The organism is Paenibacillus diazotrophicus (assembly GCF_042610465.1).
On the sequence record NZ_JBGJZN010000001.1, the window covers coordinates 1797319 to 1814813 of the forward strand.

The following is a 17495-nucleotide window of genomic DNA, read 5'->3' on the forward strand; positions in this document are numbered from 1 at the left end:
CGTATGGATGCTGCATTTGTTAATTCTGAAGTCTTATGCTGTAGTGTCTAAGCCATTACCCAAGTGTCTTTTACTCCACCACCCTGGGAAGAATTCACCACCAGCGAGCCTTCCTTCATGGCTACTCGTGTCAGACCACCTGGAATCACATGCGGTTTGCGGTCGGCGCCCATGAGCACAAAAGCCCGCAAGTCAATATGACGGGGTTCCATACTGCCACCTGCAAGCACGGGAGCTCTAGACAGCGACATGATCGGCTGTGCGATATAACGAGCCGGATCGGCAAGAATTTTGAGTCGGAAATCGGAAAGCTCCTCCCTGGTCGCTTCACTGCCAATCAGCATCCCATATCCTCCAGACAAAGAGGTTTCCTTTACCACCATTTCATGTAGATTATCGAGCACATATTGTCGTTCCTGTAACCTTGATAACAGATAAGTAGGCACATTCCCAAGGATGGGTTCTTCGTTCAGATAATAGCGGATCATATCCGGTACGTATACATACATCGCTTTGTCATCTGCAACGCCGGTTCCCGGTGCATTGGCTATGGCTATATTCCCTGCCCGGTATGCATTCATCAGCCCAGCTACGCCCAGAAGTGAATTGGGCTGAAACGCCAGCGGATCTATGAAATCGTCATCCAATCTGCGGTACAGTACATCCACACGCCGGAGACCGTTCATTTCTTTTAAATACACCTTATGGTCCTGAGCAACCAAATCCCGACCTTCTACCAGGTGTATTCCCATTTGCTGAGCCAGAAAAGCGTGCTCGTAGTAAGCAGAATTGTATTCACCTGGTGTCAGCAGAGCTATGACCGGATTCTTCGTCCGAGACGGGGAAAGACTTCGCAGGACTGACAGAAACCGGTTCAAGCTATGGTCCACATCACGTATGAAGCTGGCAAAAGAGACTTCGGGAAACAGCTGGTTCATCAGGGATCTGCCTTTAAACAGGTAAGAGAATCCTGAGGGTGTCCGCAGATTGTCTTCAAGCACGTAATATTCTCCATCATGATGGCGGATCAGATCAATTCCCGAAGTAGTAATGTAAGCTCCGCCAGGTACCCGCATACCGGCCATCTCCGGGCGGAAGTAGCAGTTCGAGATGATCATACGCCGCGGCACGATACCGTCTTTGACAATGTATTGTTCATGATAGATATCATGAATAAAAAGATTTAACGCCGTAATACGCTGAACAATCCCAGCTTCCAGCCTTTCCCACTCCAGCTTGGGAATAATCCGAGGAATCATGTCAAAAGGAATTGTACGCTCCATAGGATGATCCTGTGCAGGATTATACAGTGTAAACGTAATTCCCTCTTCCATCATCCGACGCTGCATCAGTTTCTGCTTACCTTGCAGCTCTTCGGGGCTCATCCCGGAAAACATGCGGTTGACATGTTTGTAATGCGGCCGGACGCTCCGTTCATCGGCATACATTTCATCATAAAAATGTTGCAGTGGATACGGAGACAGCCCGGGCAGAGGATCAAGTTTGGACATGAGCCCGACTCCTTTCGGATCAATTTAATGTTACGTTTATTTACATTGATGCAAATTTCGCAAAAAAAATATGATGAAAATGTTATAAGATACTTTAATAATACGTAAATAATATTGTTCATGTCAATATATATAACGGCAAAATGGAGTTGTACTCCATTAAGCAACGGTGGAATCGCTTCCTTTCTCCTATAAGTGATGATCAGGGACAACCATATATAGAGTACATAGAATTGTATGCGCGAGAGTTGACATGCATTACTATTATGAATTTTTCATATGTTGAAATTTTGATACTTTATCTACAAAAAAAGAGCAGCTGTTGCTTCTATTAAAAGCACAGCCGCTCTTGTTGCCAAATCTCGTTCCATTGACTAAGGTTTAGTCCTGCTTTTCATTCAGTTCTTCATTGGCGATCATTCCAGCAAAGAGGGCATGTACAAACTGGGTAGAATCAAATGGCTGCAAATCCTCCATCTTCTCTCCCAGACCCACAAGCTTAACTGGCAAATTCATTTCTTGGCGGATTGCGACTACAATCCCGCCTTTGGCTGTTCCGTCCAGTTTGGTAAGCACCAGTCCGGTGACACCACTCTTTTCTCCAAAAAGCTTGGCTTGGGTCAATGCATTCTGTCCGGTAGTTGCATCCAGCACCATCAGCACCTCATGTGGGGCGCTTGGAATCTCCCGCTGGATCACACGGAAGATTTTGTTGAGCTCTTCCATAAGATTGCTTTTGTTCTGTAGTCTGCCTGCCGTGTCGCAGATCAGCACATCCACATTCCGCTGCTTGGCCGCCTGAACGGCATCGAACATAACCGCTGCCGGGTCCGAGCCTGCTTGCTGCTTTATGACATCCACTCCAGCACGCTGCCCCCATACTTCAAGCTGTTCTATTGCCCCTGCACGAAAGGTATCTCCAGCCGCAAGAAGTACTTTTTTACCTTCCTGCTTATAGCGATGTGCCAGCTTTCCGATGGTGGTCGTCTTCCCGACTCCATTAACGCCGACGAACAGAATGACAGTGATCCCGTCCGGGTTCTCCTTCAAGCTGTTATCATCATCACCACGCAGGAGTTCCATCAGTTTCCGGGACAGAATCGGCTGCAGCTCGGAAGCATCCTCAATCCGCTTCTGCTTCACTTCTGCTCTTAACTCCTCAACCAGCGTCATCACGGTGTTAACTCCGACATCGGCTCCAATCAGAATTTCTTCCAATTCCTCATAGAACTCTTCATCTATCTTTTTGCGGCGGATGATCAGGTCAGATACCTTCTCTACGAACCCTATACGGGTTTTCTCGAGACCGTCGCGGAACTGTTTTGTGACACTCTCCGTTTTACCGGAGATGCTTTCTTTTAATTTCCGAAAAAAGCTCATTATGTTCCTCCTCAATATTTGTAACGATTCCGTTAAGCAATCTCTGCTTCATCATCCTCCAGTTTAACCGAAACCAGCTTGGAGACGCCGCCCTCTTCCATCGTAACCCCATAGAGCACATCCGCTTCTTCCATAGTTCCTTTGCGGTGGGTGACTACAATAAATTGCGTCTGTTCCGAGAATTCACGCAGATACTGGGCAAAGCGTACTACGTTAGCTTCATCCAATGCAGCTTCAACCTCATCCAGAACGCAGAACGGAACCGGTTTAACCTGAAGGATGGCGAACAGCAGTGCCATGGCCGTCAATGCGCGCTCTCCTCCGGATAACAGCTGCAGGTTTTGCAGCTTTTTGCCTGGAGGCTGGGCTACAATATCAATCCCTGTATCCAGCATATTCTCAGGGTCCAGCAGCATTAGATCTGCTCTGCCTCCGCCGAAGAGCTTGGAGAATACGGTGCCGAATTCACGGCGGATGGCGTCAAAGGTCTGCTTGAAACGTTTGGACATCTCTTCTTCCATCTCATGAATCACGTGGTATAATGTGGTTTTGGCTTCCACCAGATCATCCTTCTGACCGCTGAGGAAGGTATAGCGTTCATGCACACGCTGATATTCCTCAATCGCCCCCAGGTTCACCTCGCCCAGCGCAGAAATGCTGCGTTTGAGTCGCTGAACCTCCATCTGGGCGGCAGGTACATCCTCAGGAATAGGGTACCGCTGCTTAGCCAGTTCGTAACTCAGCTCATAATCATCACTCAACTTGCGCAGAATATTGTCCAGCTCTACATCGAGCCGTCCCACCGCCACCTCGGTCGCACGCAGTTTGTCATCAACCGACTTCAAGGCCTGACGCTGATCCTTGGTTTCACCTTCCGCAAGCTCCAGCTTGCGTGTCAAAGCGGCACGGTCGGCACGAGCCAGATCCAACTTGCCTGCAGTATCTTCTTTTTTCAGCCGGTAATTGTTCAGGTCTTCCTTCTGTTTCACAGCTTCTCTCGTGTTTTCTTCCAGATCCTGTTCAATCGTGATCAGCAGGCTGCGGCTGTGACGCAGTTCTTTGTCCTGCGAACCCGCATCCTGTCTCATGCGCCGCAGCTGCTCTTCCAGCGAGAAAATCTCCTGGTCCAGCTTGCCCTCGGTCACCTTCATCCCGGTCAGCTTGCTTTGCAGCTCTTCTTTGGCCGATTCATTTGCTTTGCGCGCCGATTCCGCATTACGAATCGCCTCATGAGCCTCTTTCTCTTCCTTCTCTAACCGTTCAAGCTCGGACACCGCATGCTTCCGGCTCTCATCCAGTTCACGCACTTCGCTCTCAAAACCGCTGCGCTCTGCACCAGCTCCATCCACCTGCTCCTGTACATGGCGCAGTTCCTGCTCAAGCTGCTTCAAATCACCGGAGACACGCTGCTCTTCCAGCCGTTTCTCATCACCGCCATGACGAAGCTCTTCCAACTTCCGTGAAGCCGTCTCCTGTTCTTCCCGCAACCGGTTGATTCCCTGCTTCAACTTGGCAATTTGCCGCTCACTCTCTTCGATCTCACTAAAGAGCTGGTCAAGCTGACGTTTGCGGCTCAGCAGACTGTTATTCTTCTTATGCTGACTACCCCCAGTCATTGAACCACCCGCGTTGACCACATCGCCTTCCAAGGTTACCACCCGATAACGATATTGACACTTGGCGGCAATACGGTTAGCCTGCTCCAGACTCTCAGCGATAACCACATTCCCAAGCAGGCTGCCGACGATACTCGCGTATTTATCCTCGTATCCCACCAGTTCTGACCCGATTCCCACAAACCCTTCCGCGCCTTCAACCATTGCACGGTCACTTCCGCCAATCTGCCGGGAACGGATAACGTCCAGCGGCAGAAAAGTCGCACGTCCCAGCTGACGCTGCTTCAGGAAAGCAATTGCTTGCCGGGATACAGCTTCGTTATCCATAACTACATGCTGAAGCGAAGCACCCATAGCGGTTTCCACAGCCATTTCCAGCTTCTCGGGAACGGATATCAGCTCCGCGACCGCACCGTGTACACCACGAAGTTGTCCTTTGCGCGCACCCTTGAGCACCTCTTTTACCCCGAGCATGAATCCGTCAAAATCATCCTGCATTTCCTTCATGGTCTCATGCCGGGAAACCTGGGCTTCGCGTTTCTGCTCCCATTTGCGGAGTCCGCCCTGCGTCTCCTCCAGCAGCTTCTGGCGTTTGCTGGTCTGCTCGCTTTCAGTGATGTAAGCATTGCGGAGGGAGCCGATTTCATTGCCCAATCCCGCGATTCTATCCTTAAGTGCGCTCTGGGCGGCAATCAATTCTGCCAGCTTTGCCGTCCACTTACCGCTTTCTTCCTGACTGCGGCTCATTCTACGCTCCAGGCTTTCTTTTTGCTGGTCGGCATAGCGAATTTCATTCCGGGCCTGTGCCATCAGATTCATCAGTTCCAGCAGAGCACTCTTCAGCTTTTCTTCCTTGCTCTGGCTGATGCCTCCAGCAACGCCTTCCAGTCTGGACTCCTCGTCTGCCAGCTGCTTACGCAGCTCTTCGAGCGACAACCGGGATTGCTGGAGCTTATGCTCCAGCTCCGCAAGCTCGCGTTGACGGTCAGCGGAACGTTCGCCAACAGAACCCAGCGTAGCCATCAGCTGCTCCCGGTTACTCTCCAAATTGCGTCTGCGCTCTTTAAGCAGCTCCCCGTAGCCTTCGCTTTTCTCATTAGCTTCGCTATAGCGCAGCAGCTGTTCCTGCAGCTTCTCTACTTCCTCTTCCAATGTCCGCAGTTCTGCACGTCCACTTTCGAGCTTTGCGTCGTGGGCGGACACAACGGTTGACAACTGAAGCTGTTCATTACGGAGTACTTCCAGCCGGTCATTGCCTTCCTTCCACGCCGTATGTATCCCATCAATCTGGTGAACATACACAGCAATCTCCAATTGCTTGAGCTGCTCTCTCAGTTCCTTGTAACGGATTGCCTTTTCGGACTGATCCTTCAGCGGGCCTACCTGGTCTTCCAGCTCGCTGATCAGATCATGAATGCGCAACAGATTCTGCTCGGTTTCATCCAGCTTGCGGCCGGCATCCTTTTTGCGTGATTTATATTTAACAATCCCTGAGGCTTCTTCAAATATACCGCGGCGATCCTCGGAACGGGTGCTAAGGATCTCTTCAATCCGGCCTTGTCCAATAATCGAATAGGCCTCTCGCCCGATACCGGTATCCATGAAGAGTTCAGTAATATCCTTCAACCGGCAGGCCTGCTTGTTAATTAAGTATTCACTATCCCCGCTTCGGTGCACACGGCGTGTTACGGTTACCTCGCTGAAGTCCAGAGGCAGTGCATGATCCTCATTATCCAGAGTCAGTGATACTTCCCCGTAATTCACGGCTTTACGTGCATCACTTCCGGCAAAAATAATATCTTCCATCTTTCCACCGCGCAGTGATTTGGCGCTTTGTTCACCCAGCACCCAGCGGATGCCGTCGGATATATTACTTTTGCCGCTGCCGTTCGGGCCGACTACGGCTGTAATTCCGCGGACAAATTCCATTTCCGTTTTGTCGGCAAATGATTTAAAACCTGCTAATTCAATCCGTTTCAAAAACATACCCTGTTATTCACCTCTGCCCCATTATACCATAGCGCCTCACCGCCTAAAACAGCTCTTCACTACAAACCGTTTCTAGGCTGTATCTCTTTTTATTCCTTTTCTTACACTAGTCTGAATCTCGAAAAAGAGCAGCAAAAGTCTGACCTCCGCCTGTACGCCGGCTTTCAGACCATTGCTGCTCTCCTCCGCTGGACCCGCCACATTGTAAAGCTTGTCCTTGAAGTCAATAACAAAAAGTTCGAGAAATTCCAAAAAGCAAACTTTCACTACAGCACGTACACGGTACTACGCGCCATCTTCCTTCAACTGCAAAAGCGCTGCTGCTGCTGCCTGTTGCTCCGCTTCTTTCTTGGAGCGGCCACTGCCTCTGCCAAGTGATCGGCCGGCCATATAGACCTCAGAGACGAATTCCCGTTCATGTGCCGGTCCGCGTTCTTCAATAATCCGATATTCCAGCGTACCCATTCCGTGATGCTGAATCAGCTCCTGAAGCTCCGTCTTGAAATCGCTCATCTGCATTTGCAGCTTGCCATCCGTCTCCACCAGCGGAAACACATGATTATCCAGAAACCGCCGTGCTGTTTCCAGACCTTGGTCCAGATAAAGCGCTCCCACGAAGGATTCGAATACATCGGCCAGCAAGGCCGGGCGGGTTCTGCCGCCCGTAAGTTCTTCCCCTTTACCCAACAATACATAGCGTCCAAAGCCCAGACTTTCGGCGAATCTCACCAAAGAAGGCTCACATACAATTGCAGCCCGCAGCTTGGTTAACTCGCCTTCAGGTCGGTCCGGAAGCAAATTGTACAAATATTCAGACACCGTAAGCTCCAGAACGGCATCGCCCAGAAATTCCAGACGCTCGTTGTCCTGATGCTGATTGAACCGGTGTTCATTCACATAAGATGCATGGGTAAAGGCCTGCTTCAGAAGTGCAGCATCGTGAAATTGGATTTGAAGTTGGCTCTGTAACTGCTTCAGGTCTCCTTTCACTGCACTGTCTCCCTTACTGATTATATTTTTTGAGAATCACTGTTGCGTTATGTCCGCCGAATCCAAAGGAATTCGACATCACGATATTCAGATCCGCTTTGCGCGGAACATTCGGAACATAATCCAAATCGCATTCCGGGTCTGGATTGTCCAAATTAATAGTAGGTGCAATCATTCCTTTTTGCAGAGATAATCCGCAAATAATCGCTTCCACACCTCCGGCAGCACCAAGTAAATGGCCGGTCATGGATTTGGTGGAGCTAATTGCAACCTTATATGCATGCTCTCCAAGAGCTATCTTTACGGCAGATGTCTCCGACTTGTCACCTACAGGTGTAGAGGTTCCATGAGCATTGATGTAATCGATCTCTTCAGGGGCAATACCTGCATCGCGTATCGCCATCTTGATGCAGCGTGCAGCACCATCCGGATCAGGTTCCGTCATATGGTGGGCATCCGCACTAAGACCGTAGCCAATGACCTCGGCATAGATCTTGGCTCCGCGCTTCTCAGCATGCTCGAGTGATTCGAGAATTAATATTCCGGCTCCCTCTCCCATAACAAATCCATCGCGGTCTACATCAAACGGACGACTCGCCTTCTCAGGCTCATCGTTACGAGTCGACATCGCTCTCATTGCACAGAAGCCTGCCATACCCGTTGGACGAATAGTGGCTTCTGAACCGCCACAAATCATCGCATCCGCATCTCCGCGCTGAATCAGGCGGAAAGATTCACCAATGGAATGACTTCCTGTTGCACAAGCTGTTACTGTTGTAGTATTCGGTCCCTTGGCTCCCAGGCTAATCGACAATTGACCTGATCCCATGTTCGCAATCATCATCGGGATGAAGAACGGGCTGACCCGTTTTGGTCCCTTTTCCAGAAGAAGATTATGATTGTCTTCCCATGTGCCAAGTCCGCCAATACCGGACCCTACAGAGACGCCAATCCGCTCCGCATCGATATCTTCACCGATCACAAGCCCGCTATCCTTGAGTGCATCTTCACCTGCTGCTACTGCAAACTGGACGAAACGATCCATCTTGCGTGCTTCCTTACGGCCAAACCGCGCCTCCGGATCAAAGTCTTTAATGGATGCTGCTATTCTGGTTGTGTACTCGCTGACATCAAAAGCGTCCACTGTCGACACTCCGGATTTGCCATTCATCAAATTATCCCAGAACGTATCCAAATCCGTGCCAAGCGACGTCATCACGCCCATACCTGTTACAACTACTCTATGACTCAAACGCAATCACCCCATCTGTAGGCTGTATCTTCTTGTTATTAGAAACTATATAAACTTCAATCGCCGCAAGAACATTCCATGCGCGGTCCAGTTATTTTCCCCGTAAAGGTGCATATGGCATCCTTTGGTATTGACTTATTGCTGTAAAATGAGGAGAAGTCCCGCCCTCTGTAGGAACGGGACTCTCAATCATATGACTCTAGGTATGAGATTGTATGTACTTCACAACTTCACCCACGGTCGTAATCTTCTCTGCATCTTCATCAGAGATTTCCATATCGAATTCATCTTCCAATTCCATAACCAATTCTACTACATCAAGAGAATCAGCACCTAAATCATCTTTGAAAGACGCTTCTAATGTTACCTCAGCTTCATCGGCACCTAAGCGGTCGATGACAATGCGTTTTACACGCTCCAATACATCGGACATCCGGTTCACCTCCTCTTTTGGTATTATACGAGATATGAAGTCAAAATACCATAGAGCTCAAAAAACGCTTTCCGGCCGCCCCAATTCTCTTCCACTGTAGACTTTACAACTTTTGTGGCCTTACATGTACATTCCGCCATCCACATGGAGTGTCTGACCTGTCATGTAGGCTGCCCCTTCCGAGGCTAGAAATACAACCGTCATGGCAATGTCCTCCGGCCGCCCGAGACGTGCAAGGGGAATCCCCTTCTCGTATTCGCTGCGGACTTCATCGGACAACTGGTGTGTCATTTCGGTATCTATAAAACCCGGAGCAATACAGTTGACCGTAATTCCCCGTGAAGACAACTCGCGTGCTGCAGATTTAGTCATTCCAATAATACCTGCTTTGGCAGCCGAGTAGTTCAACTGTCCGGCATTTCCAATCACACCGATGACCGAAGAAATATTAATAATCCGGCCGTAACGCTGCTTCATCATGGGGCGGGTTGCTGATTTCAGACAGTTGAACACGCCTTTTAGATTCGTCTCAATAACCTGATCAAACTCTTCTTCCTTCATGCGCATGATCAGATTATCGCGGGTGATACCGGCATTATTGACCAGAATATCGATCTTCCCCCAGGTGTTTATAACCTCTTTCACCAGGTTATCTGCTTGCTGGCTGTTACCGACATCGCCCTTCAGCGCAATCCCTTCCGAGCCCAGTTCGACGATTCGCGCGACGGTCTCTTGTGCTGCCGCTTCATTACCGGAGTAATTCACAGCTACTTTCACACCATATTCCGCAAGTGCCAGTGCGATACTACGGCCAATGCCGCGAGATCCGCCAGTGACGAGAGCCGTCTGGCCTTTTAATGCTGAGAACATGCCATATTCCCCTTTCATCCATTCCACATCGTTTGACTATATCAGACTTTACCAGCCTGTCTGCGCACTTTCCAGACTATTGATATTAACAACTTTAACGGTTTTGTCAATCTTTCGGATTAAGCCTGCAAGCACACTGCCTGAGCCAATCTCCACAAAAGTATCCACTCCGGCTGCAATCAGCCATTCTACGCTATCCTGCCACAACACAGGAGAAAATACCTGCTGAACCAATAGTTTGCGGATCTCATCCGGTTCGGTCACGGCTGTTGCATTCACATTAACAACCACAGGAACAGATGGAGTATTAAAGGTCACCTTTTCAAGTTCAACAGCCAGGCGTTCAGCAGCTTCCTTCATCAGGGAAGAATGAAACGGTCCGCTTACTTCAAGAGGAATAGCCCGTTTCCCGCCAATTTCTTTGACACGCTTCACTACTTCATCAACACCAGCCTGAGAACCGGAGACAACAATTTGACCAGGGCAGTTGACGTTGGCCAGTTCCACAATCTTACCTGCTTCCGATATCTGGCGGCAGAGCACAGTCAAGGCTTCACGTTCCGCACCAAGCACAGCTGCCATGGCCCCTTGACCGCCGGGAACTGCTTCTTCCATAAAGCGTCCACGCAGACGCACCAGACTTACTGCATCTTCATAAGACAGCACTCCGGCCGCTACCAGAGCACTATACTCCCCAAGACTGTGTCCTGCAACATAGTCAGGTGTGACTCCTTGTTCCCGCAACGCCTCGAGATAAGCCACACTCGTTGTAACAAGTGCCGGCTGTGTTTTTGCAGTCTGCTTCAGATCACTGTCAGGGCCCTCAAAAATAAGGCGGCTAAGCGGAAATCCCAGCACTTCATCGCCCTTCTCGAACACCGCACGGCTATGCGGAAGAGCATCATATACATCCTTACCCATCCCTACGGCCTGTGCACCCTGGCCAGGAAAAACAAATGCTATTTTACCCATAACTCAATACTCCTTCACGTTGAACAATGAGGCAACCAGCCTGCTTACGACTGTTCTGCCATCACTTCCTTCTATTATTATAGAATCCGCGGCTTTACCAGATCAGGACAGAAGCGCCCCATGTAAGACCTCCACCGAAACCTACCATCAGCACAGTGTCGCCTTCCTTCATCCGGCCTTCTTCCGCTGCCTCTACGAGTGCGAGAGGAATCGATGCTGCAGAAGTGTTAGCGTATTTATCGACATTGATGACGCATTTCTCCGGCGGCAGATCCAAACGCTGCATCGCCGATTGGATAATGCGGATATTAGCCTGATGAGGTACAAACAGATCAATATCTTCTTTGGAGATACCTGCTTTGGTTAGTACACGCTCCGTCGCTGAACCCATGATCCGCACAGCAAATTTGAAGACCTCTCTGCCGTTCATGTAAATGAAATGTTTTTTATCTTCCACTGTTTGCTGTGATGCCGGGAGTCGTGAACCACCTGCTTCCATCTTCAGCAAACTTCCGCCGGAACCTTCAGCACCGAGATCAAAGGATTGGAACCCTCTTCCTTCAGGCACCTCCCCGAGAATAACAGCACCCGCACCGTCACCGAATAGAACACAGGTATTACGGTCTGTGTAATCGGTGATCCGTGACAAGGTATCTGCACCGATAATCAGTGCGTTATTGTACATCCCATTCTGGATAAATCCGGTTGCTGTAGCCAAGCTATATACGAATCCAGAACAAGCAGCAGACAAATCAAATGCCGCCGCCCCTTTTGCACCCAGTTTGTCCTGCAGGATGCAGGCCGTAGATGGAAATGCACTGTCCGGCGTTACCGTTGCGATAATAATCAGATCCAGATCTTCCGCTTTCATTCCCGCTGAATCCAGCGCTCTGAGCGCTGCTTCGTAGGCAAGATCGGAAGTCGCTTCATGCGGAGCGGCTATATGCCGTTCCCGGATACCTGTACGGCTGACAATCCATTCATCGTTGGTTTCGACGATCTTCTCCAGATCACTATTGGTTAATATTTTCTCAGGCACATATTTCCCAGTGCCAATAATCCCTACCGGACGTAATTGTTTCATGTCCTCACTCACTTCCCGCTAATTTCCTTGGATATACTGGATACCAAATCTGCTTGCAAAGCAATTCGTGCTTGTCTGACTGCATTCTTGACAGCGTTACCGTCAGATGAGCCATGTCCTTTCACTACCAACCCGCTAAGACCGAGCAACGGTGCTCCGCCATGCTCTTTATAATCCATTTTGCCTTTGAGGTTTCTAAGCTCTGGCATCAGTATGGCTGCTCCGAGCTTAGTCTTCAAGGACTTGCTGAACTGTTCCTTCAGCAGAGAGAACATCGCGCCAGCTGTACCTTCCAGTGTCTTCAATAGTATATTCCCTGCAAATCCGTCACATACGAGCACATCACAGTTGCCAGTGAGCACATCCCGGGCTTCCACATTGCCGACAAAATGGATCCCCTGCATTGCTTCCAGCAGCGGGTATGCTTCCTTTGTTAGTTCATTGCCTTTCCCAGGTTCGGTACCCACGTTCAGCAGGCCCACACGAGGTTTAGCTATGCCATGCACCTTACTGCGGTAAATACTGCCCATGAGAGCATATTGCACCAGATGTTGGGGCGTGGCATCCATATTGGCACCCAGATCGAGTGCCAGCACACCGACATCATCCAGAGTCGGAATCATGGGAGCCAGAGCAGGGCGTTCAATCCCCTGCATTCTCCCTACAACCAGTAACCCCGTAGTCATTAAAGCTCCTGTATTCCCTGACGAGATCATGGCGTCCGCTTCACCTTCGCGAACCATACGGCCTGCCACTACCATGGATGAATCCTTTTTACGGCGGACCGCCTTTACCGGTTCTTCATCAGAACCGATAACGTCCCCCGCGTGACGCACAGACACATTAGACGGTTTGTTCTTCAGCAGTGGTTCAAGTCTGGCCTCATCGCCGACAAGCACAATCTGCGTGTCACTCCACTCTGCTGCTGCGGATAATGCACCCTCAACATTACATTCAGGAGCATTGTCCCCACCCATCGCATCAATGGCGATCAGCACTGCGGTTTCCCCCTTCGCTGTATTCTTCAAATGCGGACCGGTATACCACGAAATGGCCCTGAAAAACCAATTCTTCACCGACATAGGTAAATACATCCACTTCCGCTTTGCCGTTCCGGCCCGCGAGTGAACGCACCTGCGCTTTGGCGATACATTTCTCATGGAGTCTAACCATTCGGATAAAACGAATATCAGCGGAAGCCGTCAGGGCAATCTCATCATTGATCACGGCAACCGCCAGTGAATTGGCTTGGGCGAACACATAGTGTCCACGCGCGATCCCGTTTCTGGAGAAGACATGCTCTTCACGAATTTCAAATATGGAAATCCCGCTCCGGTCCAGCTGCAGGTCTACAATATCACCGACCACTTCATCAGCAGGCAAAGAGCGCACCTGATCGTAGGAATGCTCGGCCATCTGCTTCATCCGCTCACGCAGCTCGGGAATCCCAAGCTCCATCCGGTCCAGGCGGATCGTCTGTATGCTCACTTTGAGCTGCCGGGTCAGTTCCCGGTCAGTTACAAATGGATTGCCGTCTATAATCTGCAGCAGCTTCTGCTGACGTTCTTTCTTGGACATCCGCTCTATGGCGGCTCACCTCCTGGCACATGCCAAGCGGAAACGGCTTCGGCGCCCATGAACAGGACGTCCCGTTTCAGCGAGAAATATAAGGACATTGAGTAACATGAAAAATTGGCTTCCTTATATTTTGAAAATAGCATCCGGCCTTGGATGGCCGCTGTTATCATAGCTATAAATCTTATGAAAAATTTAGAACCAGGTACTAATATGTAGTATAAAGCATGCCGCTACAAAAATAAAGCGCAGACTTACAAGCTTGCTTAAGAAGGCCTCATAACGCCGAGAACTTGAATGCGTGAAACATAGTATATAAAGCTTTTCACATGAAGCCTTTATAGATATTCCGAAGCAATCATGACAGCTTACCCCTCATAGAGATAGGATTCTTAGCAGTCGTGAAATCGAAGAACCTTTTATACGATTTAGTCTGTAAAAGCTTATCATTTCAAAAAAAATAGCACCTCACCAGCAGATGAAGTGCTACTTTTGTCGAGAGACTATTGTTTGATGATCTCTCTAGCTTTGTAAGTTCCGCAAACTTTGCATACGTGGTGAGCCAGTTTCAGCTCTCCGCATTGTTCACATTTCACCATGCCCGGCACAACCAGTTTGAAGTGGGTGCGGCGTTTGTCACGGCGTGTTTTGGACGTTCTCCGTTGAGGTACTGCCATTGTGTTACACCTCCTAATTCTGTTTTAACCCGTTATCACTCGGGATTTGTTCTTAGTCATCTTGCTTGGTAAAGAATCCTTTCAACCCAGCGAGTCTTGGATCGATCACTGTGTTGTCGCAACTGCAGGTGCCTTCGTTCAAATTTTGTCCGCATTTCTGACAAAGACCAAGACAGTCTGCCTTGCACAATACCGAATCCGGTAAGTGCAGTACGAAATTTTCCTCCACAAACGGGACAAGATCCACAATCTCATCCTCGATGTAAATGAGTTCATCATCTTCATCTTGGGGAAGAAGCGGCTGCTTAAGCCATTTGAAAGTCTCAGCAAAAGGAATGTTCAATTCACTGTTAACCTCTGTAAGGCAACGTGCACATAACATGTCCACATTCCCGTTCAATTTCCCCACCACGTTCACACAATCGGTGTCCGCGGGCAGCGCTTTAAGGTCCACTGAAAGTGGTGCAACAGCAAGTATATCCTTCCGCCCTTTGACAAGCTCGCTTACATCCAGTGTATCCTGAAAGTGCAGAGGCTCGTCGGCATTAGCCAATTTGCGAAAGTGAATCTTCATATTTCATCACTCCAAACAAACAAAATTTATTATACCTAGTATTACCGAACTTTGTCAACCATTTTCCCTTTATATTGTTTCGATGGACAGATCAAATTATGATATAACTAATCTAGAATCCTAATTATCAAGAATACGGGGTGAAATCATAGTGACTGCGGTCGGTATTATTGCAGAGTACAACCCTTTACATAACGGTCATGTCCACCACTTTGAGGAGGCCAAAAAACTGTCCGGTGCGGATCACTCCATTGTGATCATGAGCGGGCCATTCACCCAGCGCGGCGAACCGGCGACGGTGAGCAAGCGCGCCCGCACGGAGATGGCGCTCCATATGGGAGCCGACGTCGTGATTGAGCTGCCGGTGGCGTATGCCGTACAGCCGGCAGAGTGGTTCGCCTTCGGAGCGGTTGCTCTGCTGGAAGCGACCGGGGTCGTGGACAGCTTGTGCTTCGGCTCCGAAGCCGGCACTTTGAGCGTGCTGCTGCCGCTGGCCGAATTCCTGGCCAAAGAAAGCAGCGCGCTCAAGAGCGAGATCCGCAGCCGCATGGCACTCGGAGCGAGCTTCCCCGCCGCGTACAGTGCAGCTGCGGCGTCCGTCTGGGAAGCTTCTCTCCCCGGACAGGAGAGAAGCTTCGATGCCGCCGGGCTGTTGCGCCAGCCGAACAACAGCCTCGGCCTGCACTATCTGATCGCGCTGCAACGGCTCTGCAGCGCGATCAGGCCCCTGACTGTGCCGCGAACCGGCGCAGGGTTCCACGACCCGCTGCAGAGCGGGTCGAGAATTGCCAGTGCCACAGCGATACGCCAGGCGCTGTCAGAAGGCGAATCGCCAGAGGCATACATGCCAGATTATAGCATGTCCATCCTGGAAAGAGAGCATGCAGCCGGCAGAGGCCCGCTGAATCTGGAAAGCTTCAGCATTCAGCTCCGCCACCTGCTCTCCATACGGACAGCGCCCGAGCTGCAAATGCTGCAGGACATGAATGAAGGCCTGGAAAACCGGCTGCTGCGGATACTGCCTGCTCTTCCCCACTTCACTATGTCCGGTTTGCTGGAGGCACTGAAAAGCAAACGCTATACACATACCAGACTGCAGCGTCTGCTAATCCATGTCCTGCTGAACCACAGCAAGGAAGAAATGGCCCCTGCCCTCCTCGCTCAGGGACCCGGATACATTCGGGTCCTCGGTTTTCGGGAAAGTGGCCGCCAGTTGCTGAAACAGATGAAACACCGTGCTTCCTGGCCTGTAGTGACTAGTCCGGCCCATTTCTCTCATCCGCTGCTCGACAGAGATCTGCAAGCAGCGGCCGCTTATGCAGGAGCATTCAGCAACCCTTCGCGCACAGATTTTTACAGCGACTATCTGGAGTCCCCGGTCAGGATTTGACCGGCAGCTCCTGCATATATTTCAGTGCTTCGGCAAAGGTCGATACAGGTACAAGCTTCATGTCCGTACCGATCTTATCGGCCTTCGCCTTGGCTTCATCATAATTCTGAACCGGCACGAAAAAGATTTCCGCCCCTTTTCGGTCAGCAGCTACGATCTTATGTTTAACTCCTCCAATAGCCCCTACTTTTCCATCCGCATCAATGGTGCCTGTACCTGCAACCCGATGTCCCTTTGTCAGATCACCAGGAGTCAATTGGTTGTATATCTCCATGGTGAACATTAGTCCGGCAGAAGGCCCGCCTACATCTGTATCTACAAATTTGACCGTTGTGCCTTCAATCTCGGGTTTTACCTTCTGCACAGCTCCAATTACAACCCCAAGACCAGGTTTTACTGCTCCCGTCTGCTGATTCTTGACTTCTACAAGCTTGACCGTTTCCTTTACTTCCTTGCCTTCCCTTTGCAGTACAACCACTGCCGGATCACCAATTTTTCGGGTTGAAAGAAGTCTGGATAACGAGTCCGGATCAGGAATGGACTGTCCCTCTACACTGATAATTTTGTCGCCGGGTTTGAATTTTTGCTGATTGCCAGTCACAGGCACCGAGAATACGTACAGGTAGTCCACTACATCTTCATAAGGAATACCCGCAGCATGATAAGCCGCCTGGACTGCATAGGACTGTGAACTATTCATGTAATATACTTGCTCGGCCGCATACTCCTGCTCCGTTTTATCTCTCAGCCGGGTTTCTTTCAGGACCACCTCTGCATTGGAATTGAACACAGAGGCTACCAGTAGTGCTACATTGGCATAGCTGGCAGATACTGTGGTCATCATGAAGGTTCCCTTTTCATCCTTGTCAGCATTCTGAACCTGAATCATTGGCTCCACTTCAGAGGCGCTACCGGGTTGATAGACAATATAAGGCGTATTCATAAATACAGCAACATAAACAATCACCACAAATGTGAACAAGTAGACTGTGGCACGGAATCCTACCCGGCGTTTCAATGGCCTCACTGCTTTTCCCTTCTTTCCCTCAGCACTGGACTATACTCTTGGAATGATCTGTAAAGGCGGCTGGTTGAACCGAGGCATGACGGTTGTCTATTCTGCATAAATTGATAACAGTCTTAAGCCTATGTCCTAAGCTATGAAGAGGTGATGCTCAAAAT

General features: G+C 49.9%; 16 protein-coding genes. 1 reads left to right on the top strand and 15 read right to left on the bottom strand.

The features are described from left to right. Window positions 1-47 precede the first annotated feature (47 nt). The 14 genes from ACAN54_RS08145 to ACAN54_RS08210 all read right to left on the bottom strand — a co-directional run bounded on the left by ACAN54_RS08145 (window position 48) and on the right by ACAN54_RS08210 (window position 14923). The gene (locus ACAN54_RS08145) at window positions 48-1511 is read right to left on the bottom strand and encodes a circularly permuted type 2 ATP-grasp protein (RefSeq protein WP_379152842.1); all 1464 of its coding nucleotides are present in this window, start codon (window positions 1509-1511) and stop codon (window positions 48-50) included. Between the two features lie 381 nt (window positions 1512-1892). After that, window positions 1893-2891 carry a signal recognition particle-docking protein FtsY gene (gene ftsY, locus ACAN54_RS08150; RefSeq protein ID WP_379152844.1) on the bottom strand — a complete coding sequence of 333 codons (999 nt, stop codon included), beginning with the start codon at window positions 2889-2891 and terminating at the stop codon, window positions 1893-1895. A gap of 32 nt (window positions 2892-2923) precedes the next feature. Then, window positions 2924-6493, bottom strand: a complete 3570-nt coding sequence (gene smc / locus ACAN54_RS08155) for a chromosome segregation protein SMC (protein ID WP_379152846.1) — start codon at window positions 6491-6493, stop codon at window positions 2924-2926. A 75-nt stretch (window positions 6494-6568) separates the two neighbouring features. After that, window positions 6569-6748, bottom strand: a complete 180-nt coding sequence (locus ACAN54_RS08160; RefSeq protein ID WP_379152848.1) for a hypothetical protein — start codon at window positions 6746-6748, stop codon at window positions 6569-6571. A gap of 33 nt (window positions 6749-6781) precedes the next feature. Then, on the bottom strand, window positions 6782-7486 hold the full coding sequence (rnc, locus tag ACAN54_RS08165; RefSeq protein WP_379152850.1) for a ribonuclease III: 705 nt from the start codon (window positions 7484-7486) through the stop codon (window positions 6782-6784). A gap of 13 nt (window positions 7487-7499) precedes the next feature. Further along, entirely contained in the window at window positions 7500-8738 is a 1239-nt protein-coding gene (fabF, locus tag ACAN54_RS08170) for a beta-ketoacyl-ACP synthase II (protein ID WP_379152853.1), read from the bottom strand. Window positions 8739-8937: 199 nt separating this feature from the next. Next, complete coding sequence (locus ACAN54_RS08175) at window positions 8938-9171, bottom strand: acyl carrier protein (protein ID WP_019911228.1); 234 nt, start codon at window positions 9169-9171, stop codon at window positions 8938-8940. Between the two features lie 120 nt (window positions 9172-9291). After that, complete coding sequence (gene fabG / locus ACAN54_RS08180; protein ID WP_379152855.1) at window positions 9292-10041, bottom strand: 3-oxoacyl-[acyl-carrier-protein] reductase; 750 nt, start codon at window positions 10039-10041, stop codon at window positions 9292-9294. Between the two features lie 48 nt (window positions 10042-10089). After that, window positions 10090-11013 carry an ACP S-malonyltransferase gene (gene fabD / locus ACAN54_RS08185; protein ID WP_379152857.1) on the bottom strand — a complete coding sequence of 308 codons (924 nt, stop codon included), beginning with the start codon at window positions 11011-11013 and terminating at the stop codon, window positions 10090-10092. A 94-nt stretch (window positions 11014-11107) separates the two neighbouring features. Further along, the gene (locus ACAN54_RS08190) at window positions 11108-12097 is read right to left on the bottom strand and encodes a beta-ketoacyl-ACP synthase III (protein ID WP_143191797.1); all 990 of its coding nucleotides are present in this window, start codon (window positions 12095-12097) and stop codon (window positions 11108-11110) included. Window positions 12098-12105: 8 nt separating this feature from the next. Next, window positions 12106-13095, bottom strand: coding sequence for a phosphate acyltransferase PlsX (gene plsX / locus ACAN54_RS08195; protein ID WP_379152860.1), 990 nt, complete (start codon window positions 13093-13095; stop codon window positions 12106-12108). Continuing rightward, window positions 13079-13675 (bottom strand): transcription factor FapR, encoded by a 597-nt coding sequence (gene fapR / locus ACAN54_RS08200; protein ID WP_379152862.1) that lies wholly within the window; start codon window positions 13673-13675, stop codon window positions 13079-13081. The genes plsX and fapR overlap by 17 nt, the downstream gene beginning before the upstream one ends. A gap of 500 nt (window positions 13676-14175) precedes the next feature. Continuing rightward, window positions 14176-14349 (bottom strand): 50S ribosomal protein L32, encoded by a 174-nt coding sequence (gene rpmF, locus ACAN54_RS08205; protein ID WP_019911234.1) that lies wholly within the window; start codon window positions 14347-14349, stop codon window positions 14176-14178. A gap of 52 nt (window positions 14350-14401) precedes the next feature. Beyond that, window positions 14402-14923: a YceD family protein gene (locus ACAN54_RS08210; protein WP_379152864.1), complete on the bottom strand. Its 522-nt coding sequence runs from the start codon at window positions 14921-14923 to the stop codon at window positions 14402-14404. Between the two features lie 151 nt (window positions 14924-15074). On the opposite strand from ACAN54_RS08210, the gene ACAN54_RS08215 reads away from it, so the two are divergent. Beyond that, on the top strand, window positions 15075-16313 hold the full coding sequence (locus ACAN54_RS08215; RefSeq protein WP_379152866.1) for a nucleotidyltransferase: 1239 nt from the start codon (window positions 15075-15077) through the stop codon (window positions 16311-16313). On the opposite strand, the gene ACAN54_RS08220 is transcribed toward ACAN54_RS08215, so the two are convergent. Continuing rightward, window positions 16303-17340 carry a SepM family pheromone-processing serine protease gene (locus ACAN54_RS08220; protein WP_379152868.1) on the bottom strand — a complete coding sequence of 346 codons (1038 nt, stop codon included), beginning with the start codon at window positions 17338-17340 and terminating at the stop codon, window positions 16303-16305. The two genes, ACAN54_RS08215 and ACAN54_RS08220, sit on opposite strands and share 11 nt — an antisense overlap. Window positions 17341-17495 lie beyond the last annotated feature (155 nt).

Excerpts from the sequence above, each read along its gene's own strand:
- ACAN54_RS08145 (WP_379152842.1), bottom strand. The coding sequence starts at position 1,511 with ATGTCCAAACTTGATCCTCTGCCCGGGCTGTCTCCGTATCCACTGCAA.
- ftsY (WP_379152844.1), bottom strand. The coding sequence starts at position 2,891 with ATGAGCTTTTTTCGGAAATTAAAAGAAAGCATCTCCGGTAAAACGGAG.
- smc (WP_379152846.1), bottom strand. The coding sequence starts at position 6,493 with ATGTTTTTGAAACGGATTGAATTAGCAGGTTTTAAATCATTTGCCGAC.
- ACAN54_RS08175 (WP_019911228.1), bottom strand. The coding sequence starts at position 9,171 with ATGTCCGATGTATTGGAGCGTGTAAAACGCATTGTCATCGACCGCTTA.
- fabG (WP_379152855.1), bottom strand. The coding sequence starts at position 10,041 with ATGTTCTCAGCATTAAAAGGCCAGACGGCTCTCGTCACTGGCGGATCT.
- fabD (WP_379152857.1), bottom strand. The coding sequence starts at position 11,013 with ATGGGTAAAATAGCATTTGTTTTTCCTGGCCAGGGTGCACAGGCCGTA.
- ACAN54_RS08190 (WP_143191797.1), bottom strand. The coding sequence starts at position 12,097 with ATGAAACAATTACGTCCGGTAGGGATTATTGGCACTGGGAAATATGTG.
- fapR (WP_379152862.1), bottom strand. The coding sequence starts at position 13,675 with ATGTCCAAGAAAGAACGTCAGCAGAAGCTGCTGCAGATTATAGACGGC.
- rpmF (WP_019911234.1), bottom strand. The coding sequence starts at position 14,349 with ATGGCAGTACCTCAACGGAGAACGTCCAAAACACGCCGTGACAAACGC.
- ACAN54_RS08210 (WP_379152864.1), bottom strand. The coding sequence starts at position 14,923 with ATGAAGATTCACTTTCGCAAATTGGCTAATGCCGACGAGCCTCTGCAC.